At 64.8% G+C, this 16,338-nt stretch carries 15 protein-coding genes; 12 read left to right on the forward strand and 3 right to left on the reverse strand.

Annotation, left to right across the window (positions count from 1 at the left end; translation table 11 throughout):
• The first annotated feature begins 70 nt into the window (after positions 1–70).
• Complete coding sequence (locus EDF71_RS17335) at positions 71–619, forward strand: YgjP-like metallopeptidase domain-containing protein (protein ID WP_133857813.1); 549 nt, start codon at positions 71–73, stop codon at positions 617–619.
• On the opposite strand, the gene murI is transcribed toward EDF71_RS17335, so the two are convergent.
• On the reverse strand, positions 620–1,471 hold the full coding sequence (gene murI, locus EDF71_RS17340) for a glutamate racemase (RefSeq protein WP_133857814.1): 852 nt from the start codon (positions 1,469–1,471) through the stop codon (positions 620–622).
• A 67-nt stretch (positions 1,472–1,538) separates the two neighbouring features.
• The gene (locus tag EDF71_RS17345) at positions 1,539–1,913 is read right to left on the reverse strand and encodes a hypothetical protein (RefSeq protein ID WP_133857815.1); all 375 of its coding nucleotides are present in this window, start codon (positions 1,911–1,913) and stop codon (positions 1,539–1,541) included.
• 232 nt (positions 1,914–2,145) lie between these two features.
• Between EDF71_RS17345 and EDF71_RS17350 the strand changes: the two genes are divergently transcribed.
• Both EDF71_RS17350 and EDF71_RS17355 read left to right on the forward strand, forming a co-directional pair.
• On the forward strand, positions 2,146–2,850 hold the full coding sequence (locus EDF71_RS17350) for a YebC/PmpR family DNA-binding transcriptional regulator (protein WP_133857816.1): 705 nt from the start codon (positions 2,146–2,148) through the stop codon (positions 2,848–2,850).
• A gap of 176 nt (positions 2,851–3,026) precedes the next feature.
• Positions 3,027–3,305: a PsiF family protein gene (locus tag EDF71_RS17355; RefSeq protein WP_021027750.1), complete on the forward strand. Its 279-nt coding sequence runs from the start codon at positions 3,027–3,029 to the stop codon at positions 3,303–3,305.
• Between the two features lie 130 nt (positions 3,306–3,435).
• Here the strand turns inward: EDF71_RS17355 and EDF71_RS17360 are convergent, their stop codons facing one another.
• Entirely contained in the window at positions 3,436–4,458 is a 1,023-nt protein-coding gene (locus EDF71_RS17360; RefSeq protein WP_133857817.1) for a porin, read from the reverse strand.
• Between the two features lie 293 nt (positions 4,459–4,751).
• Between EDF71_RS17360 and EDF71_RS17365 the strand changes: the two genes are divergently transcribed.
• The 9 genes from EDF71_RS17365 to EDF71_RS17405 all read left to right on the forward strand — a co-directional run bounded on the left by EDF71_RS17365 (position 4,752) and on the right by EDF71_RS17405 (position 16,338).
• The gene (locus EDF71_RS17365; RefSeq protein ID WP_243854344.1) at positions 4,752–5,369 is read left to right on the forward strand and encodes a Crp/Fnr family transcriptional regulator; all 618 of its coding nucleotides are present in this window, start codon (positions 4,752–4,754) and stop codon (positions 5,367–5,369) included.
• A 510-nt stretch (positions 5,370–5,879) separates the two neighbouring features.
• Positions 5,880–7,931, forward strand: coding sequence for a diguanylate cyclase (locus EDF71_RS17370; protein ID WP_133857819.1), 2,052 nt, complete (start codon positions 5,880–5,882; stop codon positions 7,929–7,931).
• Between the two features lie 118 nt (positions 7,932–8,049).
• On the forward strand, positions 8,050–8,997 hold the full coding sequence (locus EDF71_RS17375; RefSeq protein ID WP_133857820.1) for a LysR family transcriptional regulator: 948 nt from the start codon (positions 8,050–8,052) through the stop codon (positions 8,995–8,997).
• A 62-nt stretch (positions 8,998–9,059) separates the two neighbouring features.
• On the forward strand, positions 9,060–10,655 hold the full coding sequence (locus EDF71_RS17380; protein WP_133857821.1) for an ABC transporter ATP-binding protein: 1,596 nt from the start codon (positions 9,060–9,062) through the stop codon (positions 10,653–10,655).
• On the forward strand, positions 10,648–11,730 hold the full coding sequence (locus EDF71_RS17385) for an ABC transporter permease (RefSeq protein ID WP_133857822.1): 1,083 nt from the start codon (positions 10,648–10,650) through the stop codon (positions 11,728–11,730). Before EDF71_RS17380 ends, EDF71_RS17385 begins: the two co-directional genes overlap by 8 nt.
• Positions 11,730–12,650, forward strand: coding sequence for an ABC transporter permease (locus EDF71_RS17390; protein ID WP_021027743.1), 921 nt, complete (start codon positions 11,730–11,732; stop codon positions 12,648–12,650). The genes EDF71_RS17385 and EDF71_RS17390 overlap by 1 nt, the downstream gene beginning before the upstream one ends.
• Before the next feature lie 56 nt (positions 12,651–12,706).
• Complete coding sequence (locus tag EDF71_RS17395; RefSeq protein WP_133857823.1) at positions 12,707–13,852, forward strand: BMP family ABC transporter substrate-binding protein; 1,146 nt, start codon at positions 12,707–12,709, stop codon at positions 13,850–13,852.
• 212 nt (positions 13,853–14,064) lie between these two features.
• Positions 14,065–15,213, forward strand: coding sequence for a BMP family ABC transporter substrate-binding protein (locus EDF71_RS17400; RefSeq protein ID WP_133857824.1), 1,149 nt, complete (start codon positions 14,065–14,067; stop codon positions 15,211–15,213).
• Positions 15,214–15,348: 135 nt separating this feature from the next.
• On the forward strand, positions 15,349–16,338 hold the full coding sequence (locus tag EDF71_RS17405) for an aromatic ring-hydroxylating dioxygenase subunit alpha (RefSeq protein ID WP_133857825.1): 990 nt from the start codon (positions 15,349–15,351) through the stop codon (positions 16,336–16,338).

Consider the following 16,338-nt stretch of genomic DNA (forward strand, 5'->3'; position numbering starts at 1 on the left):
CAACGGCGCAGCGCTTCTTTTATCTAACCCCAAGGCAGCCGCTGTGCTGCCTTTGTTATTGGCCTTGCCCATGTCCAGCCCTGTCCTGCTTCCCTATCTGCAGTCCTACCCCGCCGCCTTGCAGCAGCAGGCAGGCAGCTTGCTGCAATCGGGCAAGCTGGGCCAGTGGCTGCTGCAGCGCCACCCGCAGCCGCACCAGATGCGCTCGGACAAGGCCTTGCATGCCTATGTGATGGGCCTCAAGGGCGAGCACATGCGCAACAGCGCGGCGCTGGCCAAGGTGGTCTATGACAGCAAGCTGCAGCTGGTCTACCAGGCGCTGGGCATCCATGTGCGTACCGGCAAGAACCATGGCGGCAAGACCCAGTCGCGCCATGAGATCCGCATTGGCAGCCTGTTCAAGCATGCGCCCGAGGCCTTTTTGCGCATGATCGCCGTGCATGAGCTCGCGCATCTGCGCGAGTCCGACCACAACAAGGCCTTCTACCAGCTCTGTGAGTACATGGAGCCGTCCTACCACCAGCTGGAGCTGGAGGTGCGCCTCTACCTGACCTGGCTGGACCAGGGCGGCCACCGGCTGTGGCAGCTGGGGGCGGATGCGGCGGACAGCGCCAGCTGATCAGTCCGCAGCCTGGCAGAGCTGGGGCGGCAAGCCCAGCCACTGCGCGGCGGCGTATTGCAGCGCGGCCAGCTCGCCGGTGGTCACCAGGCTGAAGGCTTCGTCAGCAGCGGGGGCCTGCGCTGGCTTGCGCAGCATGCCGGTGGCATGCAGCAGGCTGTAGGTGCGGCGCGCCACGGGCGTGGCCGTGTCGATCAGCGCCACCTGGTCGCCCACCAGCGCGCGCAAGGTATCGGCGGCAAAAATATAGTGCGTGCAGCCCAGCACCAGGGTGTCGATCTGGCCGGGCTGTGTGCCAAAGTCACCCATTGCGGCCAGGTAGGTCTGGCACAGGCCCTGAATATGCGCGGCATCGGCGGAAGCATCGCGCCCGGGCCGGGTGCTGTCTTCAATCGCTCGCGCCAGCCCATTGCAGGCCTGCACCGCAAAGCGGGTTTGCGTCGCATGCGCGGCCTGCAGGATGGCAAAGCGGCTGCTGTTCACGGTGCCCTGGGTGGCGATCACGCCCACCACATGGGTCTGGCTGTGCTGGGCGGCGGGTTTGAGGGCGGGCTCCACACCGATGATGGGCAGGCCCGGGTGCTGCTCGCGCAGGCCCTCAATCGCCGCTGCGGTGGCTGTGTTGCAGGCAATGACCAGCGCCTTGATGTCATGGCGCTCGCGCATCTGCTGGGTGATGTGGGCGCAGCGCTGCTGCACAAAGGCGTCGCCACGCTCGCCATAGGGGGCGTTGCCGCTGTCGGCCACATAGACGAACTGCTCATCGGGCAGCACATCGCGCAGCGCGCGCAGCACACTCAGGCCGCCGATACCGCTGTCAAAAACACCAATGGGGGAAAGAGGGCTGGGCATGGAAGCGTGCAGGGTGGGGGCTAGGGAAAAAGAAGCGGGCGCCGTGATTGTAGGCAGGCTGCAGCTTTTATGCATCGACCGCTGCCAGCAGCATCAGGCAGGTGCAGACAATGCTGACCAGCCAGACCCCGAGCGCCACGCCCAGCACATGGGGCCAGCGCGACAAACCAGGCCACCAGCGCCGCAGCAGGCCATGCACAGGCGTGATCAGCAAGGCCTGCAAAAAGCTCGCCGAGATGAGGATGGGCCAGAGGCTGTCGCCATGGATGGCCTTGAGCAGCGCGCCATCGCCGGCCCAGACAAAGAGCTGCTCGGCGGGCGCATAGCTGGCAAAGCCAGGCAGGCCCAGCGAGACAAAGCTCAGCACCAGGCCGCCCAGGCTCCAGAGCAGGGGCGTACGCTGGGCCTGGATCCATCGCCAAAGTCGCTGCAGAAAGGGCATGGCGGTATTGTGCCTTTGAACGCCGGCAACCGGTGGTGCGGCCCACGCCGCGCCGTCGCCCCGGCGTCGTTTGGCCGCCGCGATGCCCCAGGTTTTTGGCAAAGATTTCCCCTTATGCCCAGCACAGCCTTGGGCGGCGGTGTATAAATTTGCCCTGTCAATCTGGGCTTTGCCCGGCATTGTTGCCAGCAGCCACCGCTGCTGCCCAACCAACAACTAGGAAAACGCAGCCATGGGCGCGCAATGGAAAGCAAAGGGCAAGGCGCTGGTCGCCGATGCCAAGGGAAAACTCTTTGGCAAACTGGTCAAGGAAATCACGGTCGCAGCGCGTTTGGGCGGGGGTGACCCGGCCAGCAATTCGCGCCTGCGCATGGCTGTGGAAGCGGCCCGCAAGGCATCGATGCCCAAGGACACCTTGGAGCGTGCGATCAAGAAGGGCTCGGGCGCTGGCGCCGATGCCGTCAACTACTCGACCGTGCTGTTTGAAGGCTATGCACCGCACCGCGTGCCGGTGATGGTGGAGTGCCTGACCGACAACCCCAACCGCACGGCACCCAATATGCGTGTCTGCTTCCGCAAGGGCCAGCTGACCGCCGTGGCCTGGGATTTTGACCATGTGGGCATGGTCGAAGGTGAGCCAGAAAACGGCGCCGATGTGGAATTGGCTGCCATCGAAGCGGGCGCGCAGGATTTCGAGCCGGCGGAAGAAGAGGGCGTGACCCTGTTCATCACCGAGCCCACGGACCTGGACACCGTCAGCAAGGCCTTGCCCGAGCAGGGCATCAAGGTGCTGTCGGCCAAGCTGGGCTACAAGGCCAAGACCCCCATCAGCATGGGCAGCCTGCCTGCCGAAGCGCAGGAAGAAGTGCAAGCCTTCCTGGCCGGTCTGGAAAACGACGATGATGTGCAGAACATCTATGTGGGCCTAGTGGACTGAGCACCGCCCGGCAAACCCAACCGAAACGGCCGCGCAGGCCGTTTTTTCATGGGCGCTTGCGAGGCGGCCGTAGGCAGTTTGCGCTTCTTCATCATCTGCCCATTGACAGGGCGGGCCAGATATGCAGAAATTCGCTTGCGCTGGTCGTCGGCGCAGTTTAGATAAGAGCCCATACCATGAAAAAACTCATCGTCCTCGCCAGCATCGCGCTGGCATCCCAGTTTGCGTTGGCAGCGGACAAGACCCCTACTGCCCAACAGCAGCTGATGGGCACTTGCAACACCGAGGCCAAGACCAAGGAACTCAAGGGCGATCAACGCAAGGCTTTCATGTCCAGCTGCCTGTCTGACGGCCGCAAGCGCCAGCAAGAACGCATGAAGACCTGCAACGTCGACGCGACCGGCAAGAAGGGCGACGAGCGCAAGGCCTTCATGAGCGAGTGCCTGAAGAAGTAAAGATTGATTCCGATCCGGCGCCCAGGCGCTGGCTCTGCCGAACCGGCAATTAAAAAACGCCAAGCATGCTGCCATGCTTGGCGTTTTGCGTAGTGGGCCCGAAGGCCGCACAGCGCGCTATACGAACCGATTAGAAGCGGTGGCGGATGCCGACGCCAAAGCTGGTGCCGTTGCCAAAGTCTTTGACCTTGTCGTACATCACGATCGCGTAGCCGTCGGTGCGCTTGGAGAAGTCGTAGTTGTAGCCGACGGAGACGGTGTCACGCTTGGCATTGCTGTCTTGCAGCTTGCTGTGCGCCCAACCGGCGAGGATGCGGCTGGTGGCGCCCAGTGGCACGGTGGCGCCCAGGCTGGCGGTCTTGATCTTGAAATCGGTGTCCTTGCCGGTCGTCTGGCCGTAGGTGGCATAGGCCTTCACAAAGCCTGCGTCATAGCTGCTGCCCAGCATCCAGTTGCGGTGGTTCTCGGCCAGCACGGCGGGCACGGGGTTGCTCATGTCCACGTCTTCATAGAAGCCGGTGATGGCAAAAGGACCGTTGGCGTAGGTGGCGTTCAGACCGATGTTGTTCTTGCCGCCTTGGCCAGCTTGCTCACCAAACTGGTAGTGCAGGTTGCCGCTGAAGCCGCCGACCTTGGGCGTGCTGTAGATCACCTGGTTGCTCCAACCGGTGTCGGAGGGGTTGCTGCTCTGCCAGCCGCTCTTGTTGAACAGCGACACGTTTTGGTGCAGCACCAGGGGCGAGAAGGTGAAGGAATCACCAAAGGGGTTCATCGAGATCGATGGCACGAAGTTGGGCGCCACGGTGCGGCCCAGGGTCACGGCACCAAAATCGCCGGACAGCGACACCAGCGCATCGCGCGACCAGAAGACGTCGCCGTTGAAGCGGCCGGGGGTGCCGGTGTCGGCGCGCATGAAGCTGGTCAGCAGGAAGCTGGCCTTGAGGCCGCCGCCCAGGTCTTCGGTGCCCTTGAAGCCGAACCAGGAGGTGGTCATGCCACCGCTGCCCAAGGTAGAGGTGCGGCCGTCATCGCCGGGAGCTTTCATCGAGCCAATATACATATCGACCAAGCCGGTGGCGGTCACCGACGATTGGGCCTGCGCCGCGGAGGCGCAGACGGCCATCACGGCCAGGGCGAGCAGTTTGTTGTTCATGGCAGTCCTTTGTTACAAGCGTGTGAATTTGTGATAGCGGTGAATTGTGAAGTCAGTGCCGACCGCTCTGAGCAATATGTGTGCCAAAAGCTCAAAAAACCGCTGGTAAAGACCCGAGGTGTGGCGTGGATGCCGCATATTGGGGGTATACGGTTTTTGCAAGGACTTAGCCGCTGTTGACCCGTCAGCGCCGTTTATTGGGGCTGGAAGCAGAAATTTCTCAAAGTCCGGCCAGGGGCAAAGATTGATGTAGCTCAATGTCTGCAGCCCGCAATCGGGGCACAGTGCGGACCATGCCTGACTCACTCCGCCTGGATGAATTTGCCCTGACCAGCGCCAGCGCTGGTGCCCTGCTGCGCCAGCGCCACCAGCCGCTGCTGGAGGCCCTGTACCTGGAGCAGGGCTCCGTCGCCTTCGGTGTGCAGGAGGAGGGGCGCATGCGCCACCTGCTCGGCACGATGGAAGGGCCGTGTTGGCTCGACGCCGCACCCGCATTGGCGGGCCAGCCTTGCGCAGTCGATATGGTGGCCCAGACGGCGGTGCACTGCCGCGCGGTGCCGGTCGCACACTTGCGCAGCTATATGCAGCGCTGGCCGGCCGAAGCCCAGGGCCTGGTCAGCAGCATGGCCCAGGGCTACTGCCAGCAGGCGGCGCTGGCCGTCAGCCGGGTGGCGCAGGATGCGGTGGCGCGCTGCGCCCAGTGGCTGCTGCAGCATGCCGAGCCTGGCGACCAGGGCCTGCGGGTGCAGCTGGCGCAATCCAAGCGCCAGATTGCCGCCCACCTGGGCATAGCGCCCGAGACGCTGTCGCGCGTGCTGCGCCAGCTGCGCGACCAGGGCCTGCTCGACGGCCTGGGCAAGAACCTCTGGCTGCCGCAGCCCGAATCACTGCGCCAACTGGCCAAGGCCTAGGGACCCTCTGCAAAACTCCCTGCCGTGGTCTGAACGCGGACTCGGGCGATCCGCTGCGTTGTCTTCCTTGTGAATAGCTACGGCTATTCACTGCAAAAGACGCCTTGCGGCTCATCCCGATCTGCGTCCATCCCACTTGGCGAGGGTTTTGCAGAGCATCCCTAGGGACCCTCTGCAAAACTCCCTGCCGTGGTCTGAACGCGGTCTCGGGTGATCCGCTGCGTTGTCTTCCTTGTCAATAGCCACGGCTCGACTGCAAAAGACGCCTTGCGGCTCATCCCGATCCGCGTCCATCCCGCTTGGCGAGGGTTTTGCAGCGTATCCCTGGTCCGCCATTTGTAACCCGGGTTTTCTCCGTCGGGTTTTGTCCTGATACCGGCGCTGGTACATAACCGCCAATATGTGGCACCTGAAAGGAGGTGCCGCATGCCGGAGTCTGTTATTTGCCATCACCAGGATCTGGTTGCCGCCGCCCTGGTGGCCCGGTAGCGCGGCATGGATGGCAGGCCGGTGCATTGGCAGCCCGATCCTCCACCGCCGGTAGACGGCCTGCGCGATACGGCAGGGCCCTGGCTGTGGCGGCTGTGGGTGGTGGTGCCCTTGATGGTGCTGCTGGGCACGGCGCTGCTGCAGTGGCTGGCGATCCATGCCAGCCAGCAGACGGTGATCACCCAACTATCCGCCCAGCAGGCGGACGAGACCGAGATGCTGGCCCGGCTGATGGGCAGCAAGCTGGAGCAAAGCCAGAAGGTGCTGGGCGCGCTGGCCGAAGCGGCAGCGCCCTGGGTGCAAGGCCCCGCGTCCCAGCCGCCTCCGCTGCTGGAGCAGGGGCTGGCGGCCACGCGCTACTTTGACAGCCTGGTGTTTGCACGCGGCGCCCAGGTCATCCGGCGCCAGGTGCGTGATGCCGGCCAGGGCGACGAGGCCGTCGAGCCCGCCGAGCGGGACCTGCTGCGCCGGGTGATGGTTGACGGCAAACCTCAGGTGTCCGAACCCTTCAAAAGTGCCGCCGGCGGGCCCAGCATTGCGCTGGGCATTCCGCTGCGCGACAAGCAGGGCACCGTGCAGGGCGCCATGGCCGGGGTGCTGCGCCTGCAGTCGCAAAGCCTGCTGCCGGTATCGCTGGCGGCCACCCCGCCTGATAGTGGGCAGCTGGTGCTGATGACGGCTGCCGGCGTGCTGATCTCCCACCCCGACCCGACCCGGATTCTGGGCACCACCGACGAGGACCCCTTGCTGGCCCAGGTGCTGCAGCGCTGGCAGGAACGCGCTGCCGCTGGCGGCCCCCCATCGGCGCAGTCCTGGTGGTTGGCGCCCCACCTGGTCAGCGTGGCGCAGATGCCGGCCGCCCGCTGGCTGGTGCTGCGGGTGATGCCCCATGACCAGAGCCTACAAAGCTGGGGCCGCCAATGGCGCAGCTGGTGGTGGCTGCTGCTGATGCCGCTGGCGCTGGCAGCGCTGACCTGGCTCTGGCTCTGGGGCCATAGCCGGCGCTTCAAGCAGCTGGTGGCGCAGACACCGCTGCCGATTGCGCCCGCGCCGGTGCTGGCGCTGGCCTCGGGGCCGGTCCAGGCGGCCGACCCGGCCAGCGGCCCGCCGCCCGACGAGATTGACCGCATGGGCATGCACCTGCAAGAGCTGGGCCAGCAGCGCGACTCGCTGGTCGAGCAACTGCGCCAGCAGCAGCAATTGGCCGAGACGGTGCTCGCGCATGCGCGCTTTTCCTTTTTGCTGCTGCAGGGCGAGCAGATCCTGCAGGTGTCCCAGGCGCTGGCCCATTTGCTGGGCTACAGCCGCCAGGATCTGCAAGGCCAGCCAGTGCGCATGCTGGCGATGGCCGACCAGGATTTTGACCAGGCCTGGGAGCAACTGGCCCCGGATCTGGAGCGCCAGGGCAGTGCCGAGACCAGCGTGGTGCTGCGCCACCAGTCGGGCGCGCCCGTCATGGTCAGTCTGCACCTGGTCCATAGTGCGGATGCAGGGGCGGATCTGCGCTGGTGCTTTGTGCGCGCCGGCCAGGCCCGGGTGGCGGCGCAGTCACCCAGCCGCATGGACAAGCTCACTCTGCTGCCCAACTACGAAGCGCTGCTGCTGCACCTGACCGCCTTGCTGCAGGCCCGGCGCGAGGGGCTGGACCAGTCCTCGCCCAGCGCGCCGGTGCTGTTCTATGTGAATGTGGACAACATGTCCGCCATCAATGCGCTGGCCGGCCATGCGCAGGGCGATCTGGTGCTGCAGCATGTGGCGCGCCAGCTGCAGCTGCTGCAGCCCTTCCAGGGCTATGCGGCGCGGGTGGCGGGCGACAAGTTTGCGCTGGTGCTGCGCCAGTGCAGCCCGGAAAAGGCCCATGAGCTGGCCGCCCAGCTCTGCGACACCTTGCAGAACTGGCAGCCCCAGCTGCGCAGCAAACATTTTGTGGTCACCGTCAGCATCGGCCTGCTGCAGATCGATGCCTCGTTTGCCGATGCACTGCAGGCGGTGCGCGCTGCCGACATGGCCAGCTACAGCGCCAAGCGCCAGGGCGGCAACCGCGCCTGCTGGCGTGAAGCCAAGGTGGCCTGAAGGCAAGGGCGGCCTGGGCGGGACGCTGAGGGGCTTGTCGCCACAGCTTCGGGTAACAACCGGGATAGCTGGCAGGTCCCGGCTGATAAGCTTGAATGTCCACATTCAAAAGACTCGCATGCGCGACCAAGCCCTGTTTGACAAGATTGACCTGCACCTGATCCGGGTGTTGCACACGGTGCTGACCGAGCGCAGCGTCTCGCGGGCGGCCTTGCGCCTGGGCATGTACCAGCCTGCGGTGTCGGCGGCGCTCAAGCGCCTGCGCGATCTGGCGGGCGATCCTTTGCTGGTGCGCTCGGGCGCGGCGATGACTCCGACCGACAAGGGCCAGCGCATGGTCGAGCCCGCGGCTGCCATCCTGCGCGCTGCCGAGGGCCTGTTCAGCGATGCCCGCGATTTTGACCCGCAGACGGCGACCCGCACCTTCCGCATTGCAGCGAGTGATTACTTCGATCCGCTGTTTCTGCCCGCGCTCGTGGCGCGCATCAAGTCCGAGGCACCGCTGTGTGTGGTGGAGATCTATCCGCTGTCGTCCGAGACCCATTACCACGCCCAGCTCGCCAACGGCGATATCGATGTGGTGGTAGGCAACTGGCTGCAGCCCACCGGCGACCTGCACATGACCAGCCTGATGAGCGACGATGTGGTGAGCATGGTGAGCAGCCGCCACCCGGCGGTGCGGCGGGGCTGGGATGTAGAGGCCTGGCTGCAGGCCGAGCACATTGCGCCGACGGCCACGCACCCGGGCGCGCGCGGCATCATCGACTCCCGCCTCGATGCGCTGGGGGTGGAGCGGCGTATCATGGCGCGCTGCGCCCATTTCAGTGCGATTCCGGCCATGGTGGCATCGAGCTTGCTTGTGCTGACCACGGGGCGCCAGTTCTGTGAGCGCTTTGTCGACAAGCATGCGCTGACGATTCTGGACTGCCCGCTGGCGCTGCCACCGCTGGACTATTACCTGCTGTGGCATGCCCGAACCCATGCCTCCGATGCCGCCGTCTGGCTGCGTGCCTGCCTGAAAAAAACCGCTCTCTCTTTGCGCAGCCCGGCGGGCCATTCGGTGTGAGTGCGTGCATCTTGAGGCCAAATGCCCACATCGGGTAACAATTTGAGGGACAATTGCCGCCCATGAAAGAACAGACCCCGACACCGACAACCGATGGCGCGGCCGCGCCCCGGTTACAGCTGATCGGCATCACCAAGCGCTACCCAGCGGTTGTAGCCAATAACAAAGTATCGTTAAAAGTACGTGCCGGGGAAATCCATGCCGTGCTGGGCGAGAACGGCGCCGGCAAGTCGACCCTGATGAAGATCATCTACGGCTCGGTCAAACCCGATGAGGGCCAGATCCTGGTCGACGGCCAGGCGGCGCAGATCCGCAACCCCCAGGAGGCGCGCCAACTGGGCATCAGCATGGTGTTCCAGCATTTCAGCCTGTTTGACACCCTGACCGTGGCCGAGAACGTATGGCTGGGCCAAAACAAGCGCATGTCGCTGGCGGAAGTGACTGCTCGCATCACCGAGGTGGCCAGCGAATATGGGCTGGACATTGACCCCCAGCGGCCGGTGCACAGCCTGTCGGTGGGCGAGATGCAACGGGTGGAGATCATCCGTGGCCTGCTGACCCGGCCCCGGGTGCTGATTCTCGATGAGCCGACCTCGGTGCTCACGCCCCAGGCGGTCGAGAAGATGTTCATCGTGCTGCGCAAGCTGGCCGCCGAGGGCTGCAGCATTCTCTATATCAGCCACAAGCTCCATGAAATCCGCGCGCTCTGCACCGCCTGCACGGTGCTGCGTGGCGGCGAGGTGACCGGCGAATGCGATCCGCGCGAGCAAAGCAATGCCTCGCTGTCGCGCATGATGATTGGCGCCGAGCCCCCGATGCTGGAGCTGCGCCCCAGCCAGGCGGGTGCGACGGTGCTGACGGTGCAGCAACTGCGCCTGGCCAAGCAGGATCCGTTTGGTATTGATCTCGACGGCATCTCGCTGCAGGTGCGGGCGGGTGAAGTGGTGGGGATTGCCGGCGTCTCCGGCAATGGCCAGAAGGAGCTGCTGTATGCGCTCTCGGGCGAAGACATGCGCGCCGAGCCGCAGGCCGTGTTGATGGACACGATGCCGATGGGGCGCATGGGCCCGGGCCAGCGCCGCGCGCTGGGCCTGCATTTTGTACCTGAGGAGCGCCTGGGCCGGGGCGCCGTGCCCAGCATGAGTCTGGCGCACAACCTGGTGCTGACCCGCAATGAGATGCTGGGCGCAGGTGGTTGGCTGCGCATGGGCCAGCTCGACCAGATGGCACGCGGCATCATTGCGCGCTTTGGCGTCAAGGCCGGTGGGCCGCATGCGAGTGCGCAGTCGCTCTCGGGCGGCAACCTGCAAAAGTTCATCGTAGGCCGGGAGATTGATGCCAAGCCCCGTCTGCTGATCGTCTCGCAGCCCACCTGGGGGGTGGATGTGGGTGCGGCAGCGCAGATCCGGGGCGAGATCCTGGCGCTGCGCGATGCGGGCTGCGCCGTCTTGGTGCTCAGTGAGGAGTTGGAAGAATTGTTTGAAATCAGTGACCGCCTGCATGTGATTGCCAAGGGCCGACTGTCGCCATCGGTGGCGCGGGCCGATGCCTCGGTGCAGCTGATCGGCGAATGGATGAGCGGCCTCTGGGAAGGCCGCAGTACCGCTCCGGCTGCCGTGGCTGCGGTTGCTGTCGAGGAGGGCCGCCACCATGCTTAAGCTGGAGCAACGCCCCCAGGCCTCGCGCTTCTGGACCTTTGGCTCACCGGTGCTGGCCTTGCTGATCACGGTGCTGATCGGAGTCGGCCTGTTTGTGCTGCTGGGCAAGGACCCCATCAAGGGCCTGCAGGCCTTTTTCTGGGAGCCCATCAAGTCCGGCTATGCGCTGGGCGAGCTGACGATGAAGGCCACGCCGCTGCTGCTGATTGCGCTGGGCCTGGCGGTCTGCTTCCGCTCCAATGTGTGGAACATTGGTGCCGAAGGCCAGTTTGTCATTGGTGCCGTGGCTGCGGGCGGCATGGCCTTGCTGGCCGACAAGAACACCGGCCCCTGGATCGTGCCCGTCATCCTGCTGGCCGGCATGCTCGGCGGCATGGTCTGGGCCGGCATCGTCGCCTGGCTGCGTGACCGCTTCAATGCCAATGAGATCCTGGTCAGCCTGATGCTGGTCTATGTCGCGACCCTGGTGCTGGGCTACCTGGTCTATGGGCCCTGGAAGGACCCGATGGGCTACAACTTCCCGCAGACCAAGAGCTTCGAGAAGATCACGCAAATCCCCAAATTGGTGCAAGGCATGCGCATGAACATTGGCGTGCTGATCGCACTGGCCGGTGCCGCGATGCTCTGGATCTACCTGTTCCGCACCCGTGCTGGCTTGGCCCAGCAGGTCGGTGGCCTGGCGCCATCGGCGGCCCGCTATGCCGGCTTCTCGTCGCGCAAGGCCTTGTGGACGGCGCTGATGATCTCGGGCGCCACCGCTGGCTTGGCTGGCGCGCTGGAAGTGGCCGGCCCCCTGGGCCAGCTCACCCCCTATGTGCCCGCCGGCTATGGCTTTGCGGCCATCATCGTCGCCTTTGTCGGACGCCTGCACCCGGTGGGCATGGTTTTCTCCGCGATTCTTATGAGCATGTTCTATATCGGCGGCGAGCTGGCGCAGTCGCGCCTGGGTCTGCCCAAGGCCCTGACCGGCGTTTTCCAGGGGCTGCTGCTGTTCACCTTGCTGGCCTGTGACACCTTGGTGGTCTACCGCCTGCGTTGGGTGGCATCACGTGCCGCAGTGAAGGGAGGCCTGTGATGGAATCCTATGCACTGCTTTTGGGCGCCACGCTGAGCGCTGGCACCGTCCTGGCGCTGGCCGCGCTGGGCCTGCTGATCAATGAGAAGGCCGGCATCGTCAACCTGGGTGCCGAGGGGATGATGCTCTGCGCGGCCATCGCCGGCTTTGCCACCGTGGTCCACACCGGCAGCACCTGGCTGGGCTTTGGCGCGGGCATGCTGGCGGGCGCCGTGCTGGCCGCCATCTTTGGCGTGCTGGTGATCTGGCTCAACACCAACCAGTATGCCACCGGCCTGGCACTGTCCTTGTTCGGCGCGGGCTTTTCGGCCTTTGTCGGCCTGTCCTATGTGCAGGCCAAGCTACCCAGCCTGCCCAAGTACGCCATCCCTGGCCTGGCAGATATCCCGCTGCTGGGCCCGGCGCTGTTTACCTTGCACCCCCTGGTCTATGGCGCGATGGCGCTGGTGCTGGTGATGATGTGGTTCCTCTACCGCACCCGCGCCGGCCTGGTGCTGCGCGCCGTGGGTGAATCGCCCACTTCCGCCCATGCGCTGGGCTACCCGGTGCGCCGCATCCGCCTGATGGCGGTGGTGTTTGGCGGCGCGATGTGCGGCCTGGCCGGTGCCTATATCTCGACCGTCTATACCCCCCTGTGGGTCGAAGGCATGGTCTCGGGCCGGGGCTGGATCGCGCTGGCGCTGACCACCTTTGCCACCTGGCGCCCCGCGCGCGTGCTGCTGGGCGCCTACCTGTTCGGTGGTGTGACCATGCTGCAGTTCCACCTGCAAGCCAGCGGTGTGCAACTGGCCAGCCAGCTGCTGTCCATGCTGCCTTACCTGGCCACCATCGTGGTGCTGGTGCTGATCTCGCGCAATCCGACCTGGATTCGCGCCAATATGCCTGCCTCTTTGGGCAAGCCTTTCTATCCGGGGTCATAACAACGATGACAGCGACCCGTTTTTCGTCCGTTCTACCAATAACTAAGGATTCATCCATGCAAACGCGCAAGCGCTCCGTGATCAAGCTGATCGGCCTGTCGGCCCTCTCTCTGGCAGCCCTGACGGCCTGTGGCAAGAAGGAAGAGCCAGCGGCCCCTGCGGCGCCCGCGCCGGCAGCAGCAGCGCCAGCGGCTGACAAGCTCAAGGTCAGCTTCATGTACGTGAGCCCGATTGGCGACGGCGGCTGGACCTTCCAGCACGAGCTGGCGCGCAAGGCGATTGCGCAGAAGTTTGGCGACAAGATCGAGACCTCGATGGTCGAGAGCGTGCCCGAATCGGCCGATGCCGAGCGCGTGCTGCGCGACATGGCAGGCCAGGGCAACAAGCTGATTTTTGCGACCAGCTTCGGCTACCAGGAGTTTGTGCAGAAGGCCGCCGCCGATCTGCCCAATGTGAAGTTCGAGCACGCCACCGGCTACAAGCAGGCCGACAACGTGGCGGTCTACGACACCAAGACCTTTGAAGGCGCCTACCTGGCTGGTATCGTGGCCGGCTCGATGACCAAGACCAAGACCGTGGGTGTGGTCGCCTCGGTGCCGATTCCGGAAGTGGTGCGCAACATCAACAGCTTTGTGCTGGGCGCGCAAAGCGTGGACCCCAGCATCCAGGCCAAGGTGGTCTGGGTGAACGAATGGTTTGCACCTCCCAAGGAATCGGAAGCGGCCACCAGCCTGATCAATGGCGGCGTGGACGTGATGTACCAGAACACCAACTCGCCGGCCGTCCTCAAGACCGCCGAAGAGCGCGGCGTCTACGCCTTTGGCAAGGATGGCGACATGAGCGCCTTCGCACCCAAGGCCCACCTGGGCTCGGCGGTGATCGACTGGACGCCTTACTACAGCAAGGTGGTGGAAGACACGCTGGCTGGCAAGTGGCAGTCGGGCAACTTCTGGTGGGGCGTGAAGGAAGGCGCGATGGACCTGGTCAAGATCGCCGACCAGGTGCCCCAGGAAGCCAAGGACAAGGTGGCCAAGGCCAAGTCGAGCATGAAGGACGGCAGCTTCGCCGTCTGGACCGGCCCGATCGTGGACAACAAGGGCCAGGAAGTGCTGGCCAGCGGTGTGGTGGGCGATGACGCCTTCCTGCGCGGCATCAACTTCTATGTCAAGGGCATCGAAGGGGTGGTGCCTGGCGCCAAGTAAGCCTGGCGGCAAGGCCCGCCAAGGTCAGCAAGGGCTTGCTGGCCTGACCGGGCCTGCTGGCCAACAAACAACAGTGCAGCGCGGCGGCTGGGGCTGCACTTGGAACCTGGCTCGATTTATGCATATATTGGCCGGGCGATGTTCTACGCCGCTGCAGGACCGCATGCTGGCCTGTACAGCTCGACATTCCAACAACATTCGAGGACACAGAGATGACTGATTTCCATAAGCGTTCGCTGATCAAGGTCGCCGCACTCTCCGCGCTGGCCGCTGCCGCCGTGGTGGGTTGCAGCAAGAAGGAAGAGGCGCCAGCGCCCGCACCGGCTGCAGCCCCTGCAGCTGCTGCGCCTGCGGCCGATCCGCTGAAGATCGCCTTTGCCTACGTGGGCCCGGTGGGCGACGGCGGCTGGACCTTCGCACACGACCAGGCGCGCAAGGCGCTGGAGAAGGAATTCGGCGACAAGATCCAGACCAGCTATGTGGAAAGCGTGCCCGAAGGTGCAGATGCCGAGCGCGTGCTGCGTGACATGGCCACCCAGGGCAACAAGCTGGTGTTTGGCACCACCTTTGGCTACATGGACGTGATCCAGAAGCTGGCGCCCGAGTTTGCCGATGTGAAATGGGAACACGCCACTGGCTACAAGGTGGCCGGCAATGTCAGCACCTATGACAGCCGCACCTACGAAGGCGCCTACCTGGCCGGTATCATCGCTGGCTCGATGACCAAGTCCAACACCTTGGGCGTGGTGGGCTCGGTGCCGATCCCCGAAGTGATCCGCAACATCAACAGCTTCACCCTGGGTGCGCAAAGCGTGAACCCCAAGATCAGCACCAAGGTGGTCTGGGTCAACGAATGGTTCAGCCCACCGAAGGAAACCGAAGCGGCCACCAGCCTGATCAATGGCGGCGCCGACATTCTGTTCCAGAACACCGACTCGCCGGCCGTGCTGAAGACCGCCGAAGAGAAGGGCAAGCGCGCCTTTGGTTGGGACTCGGACATGACCGCCTACGGCCCCAAGGCCCACCTGGGCTCGGCCATCATCAACTGGACGCCGTACTACATTGACACCACCCGCAGCGCGCTGGAAGGCAAGTGGACCAGCCGCCAGACCTGGTGGGGTGTGAAGGAAGGCACGATCGACCTGGTGTCCATCGCCGAAGATGTGCCTGCCGAAGCCAAGGCCAAGGTGGAAGAGGTCAAGAAGGGCCTGAAGGACGGTAGCTTCAGCATCTGGAAGGGCCCCATCCTGGGCCAGGACGGCAAGGAAATTCTGGCTGCCGACAAGGTTGCCGACGACGAATTCCTCAAGGGCATCAGCTTCTACATCAAGGGCGTGGAAGGCAATGTGCCCGGCAAGTGATGCTCGGGCGCTGCGCCCAGACGTGTGACGCCCCATCTAAACGCGAGTGGCAGCGGTGCATTTAGCTCCGGTGCTACCATTGCGAACCAAGGCTGCCTCAGGGCAGCCTTGTCATTTATACAAAGAGATTCCCCGATGATCGAAGCCCAACAATGGCACCCGGTTGCCTTGTCTGATGCCGTGGTGAGCGCCCCGCTGCCGGTGCGCCTGCTGGACCAGGAACTGGTGCTGTGGCGCGATGCGCAAGGCCAGGTGCAGGCCTTTGTCGACCGCTGCCCGCACCGTGGCGCCCGCCTGTCGCTGGGCCGCGTGCAGGATGGCCAGCTGGAGTGCCCCTACCATGGCTGGCAGTTTGCCAGCGGTGGCCAGTGCGTGAAGGTGCCGGCCGTGCCCGCCTTTGTGCCACCTGCCAAGCACTGTGTCGCGTCCTACGGCGTGCAGGAGGCCCATGGCCTGGTGTGGGTGCAGCTGGCGCCCGACGCCGAAGGCCAGCCCGCCACGCCGCTGCCGGTGTTCGAGGCCGAGGCCGATGAGCGCCTGCGCAAGCTCAACTGCGGCCCCTACGATGTGGAGGCCAGCGCGCCCCGCATCATCGAGAACTTTCTGGACATGTCGCACTTCGGCTTTGTGCACGAGGGCTGGCTGGGCAGCCGCGATGCGACCGAGATGTCGCACTACGAGGTGGAGACCACGGAGAGGGGCGTGAAGGCCACCGGCTGCAAGGCGATCCAGCCCCAGTCGAACCTGCACTCGACCAAGCCCGCCGAAGTGGACTACACCTATGAGGTGACCGCTCCCTACACCGCCTTGCTGACCAAGGTGCCCGAGAGCGGATCGAGCAAGCAGGGCTGGCGCGAAGCGATTGGCCTCTTTGTCTGCCCGGTCACGCCCGAGCGCAGCCGCGTCTGGTTCCGCCTGGCCGTGGCTGATTTCGACAGCACGGACGAGCAGCTGCAGCAGTTTCAGCATACGATCTTTACCCAGGATCAGCCCGTGCTGGAGTCCCAGATGCCCAAGCCGCTGCCACTCGATGCCAAGGCAGAACTGAACTCACCGGCCGACCGCATGTCGGTGGCCTACCGCCGCTACCTCAAGGCCAGTGGCGTCACTTTTGGAGTGTGTTGA

Origin of the sequence: Comamonas sp. JUb58 (genome assembly GCF_004364775.1) — a bacterium.
In the GTDB taxonomy this organism is placed as follows: Bacteria; Pseudomonadota; Gammaproteobacteria; order Burkholderiales; family Burkholderiaceae_C; genus Comamonas.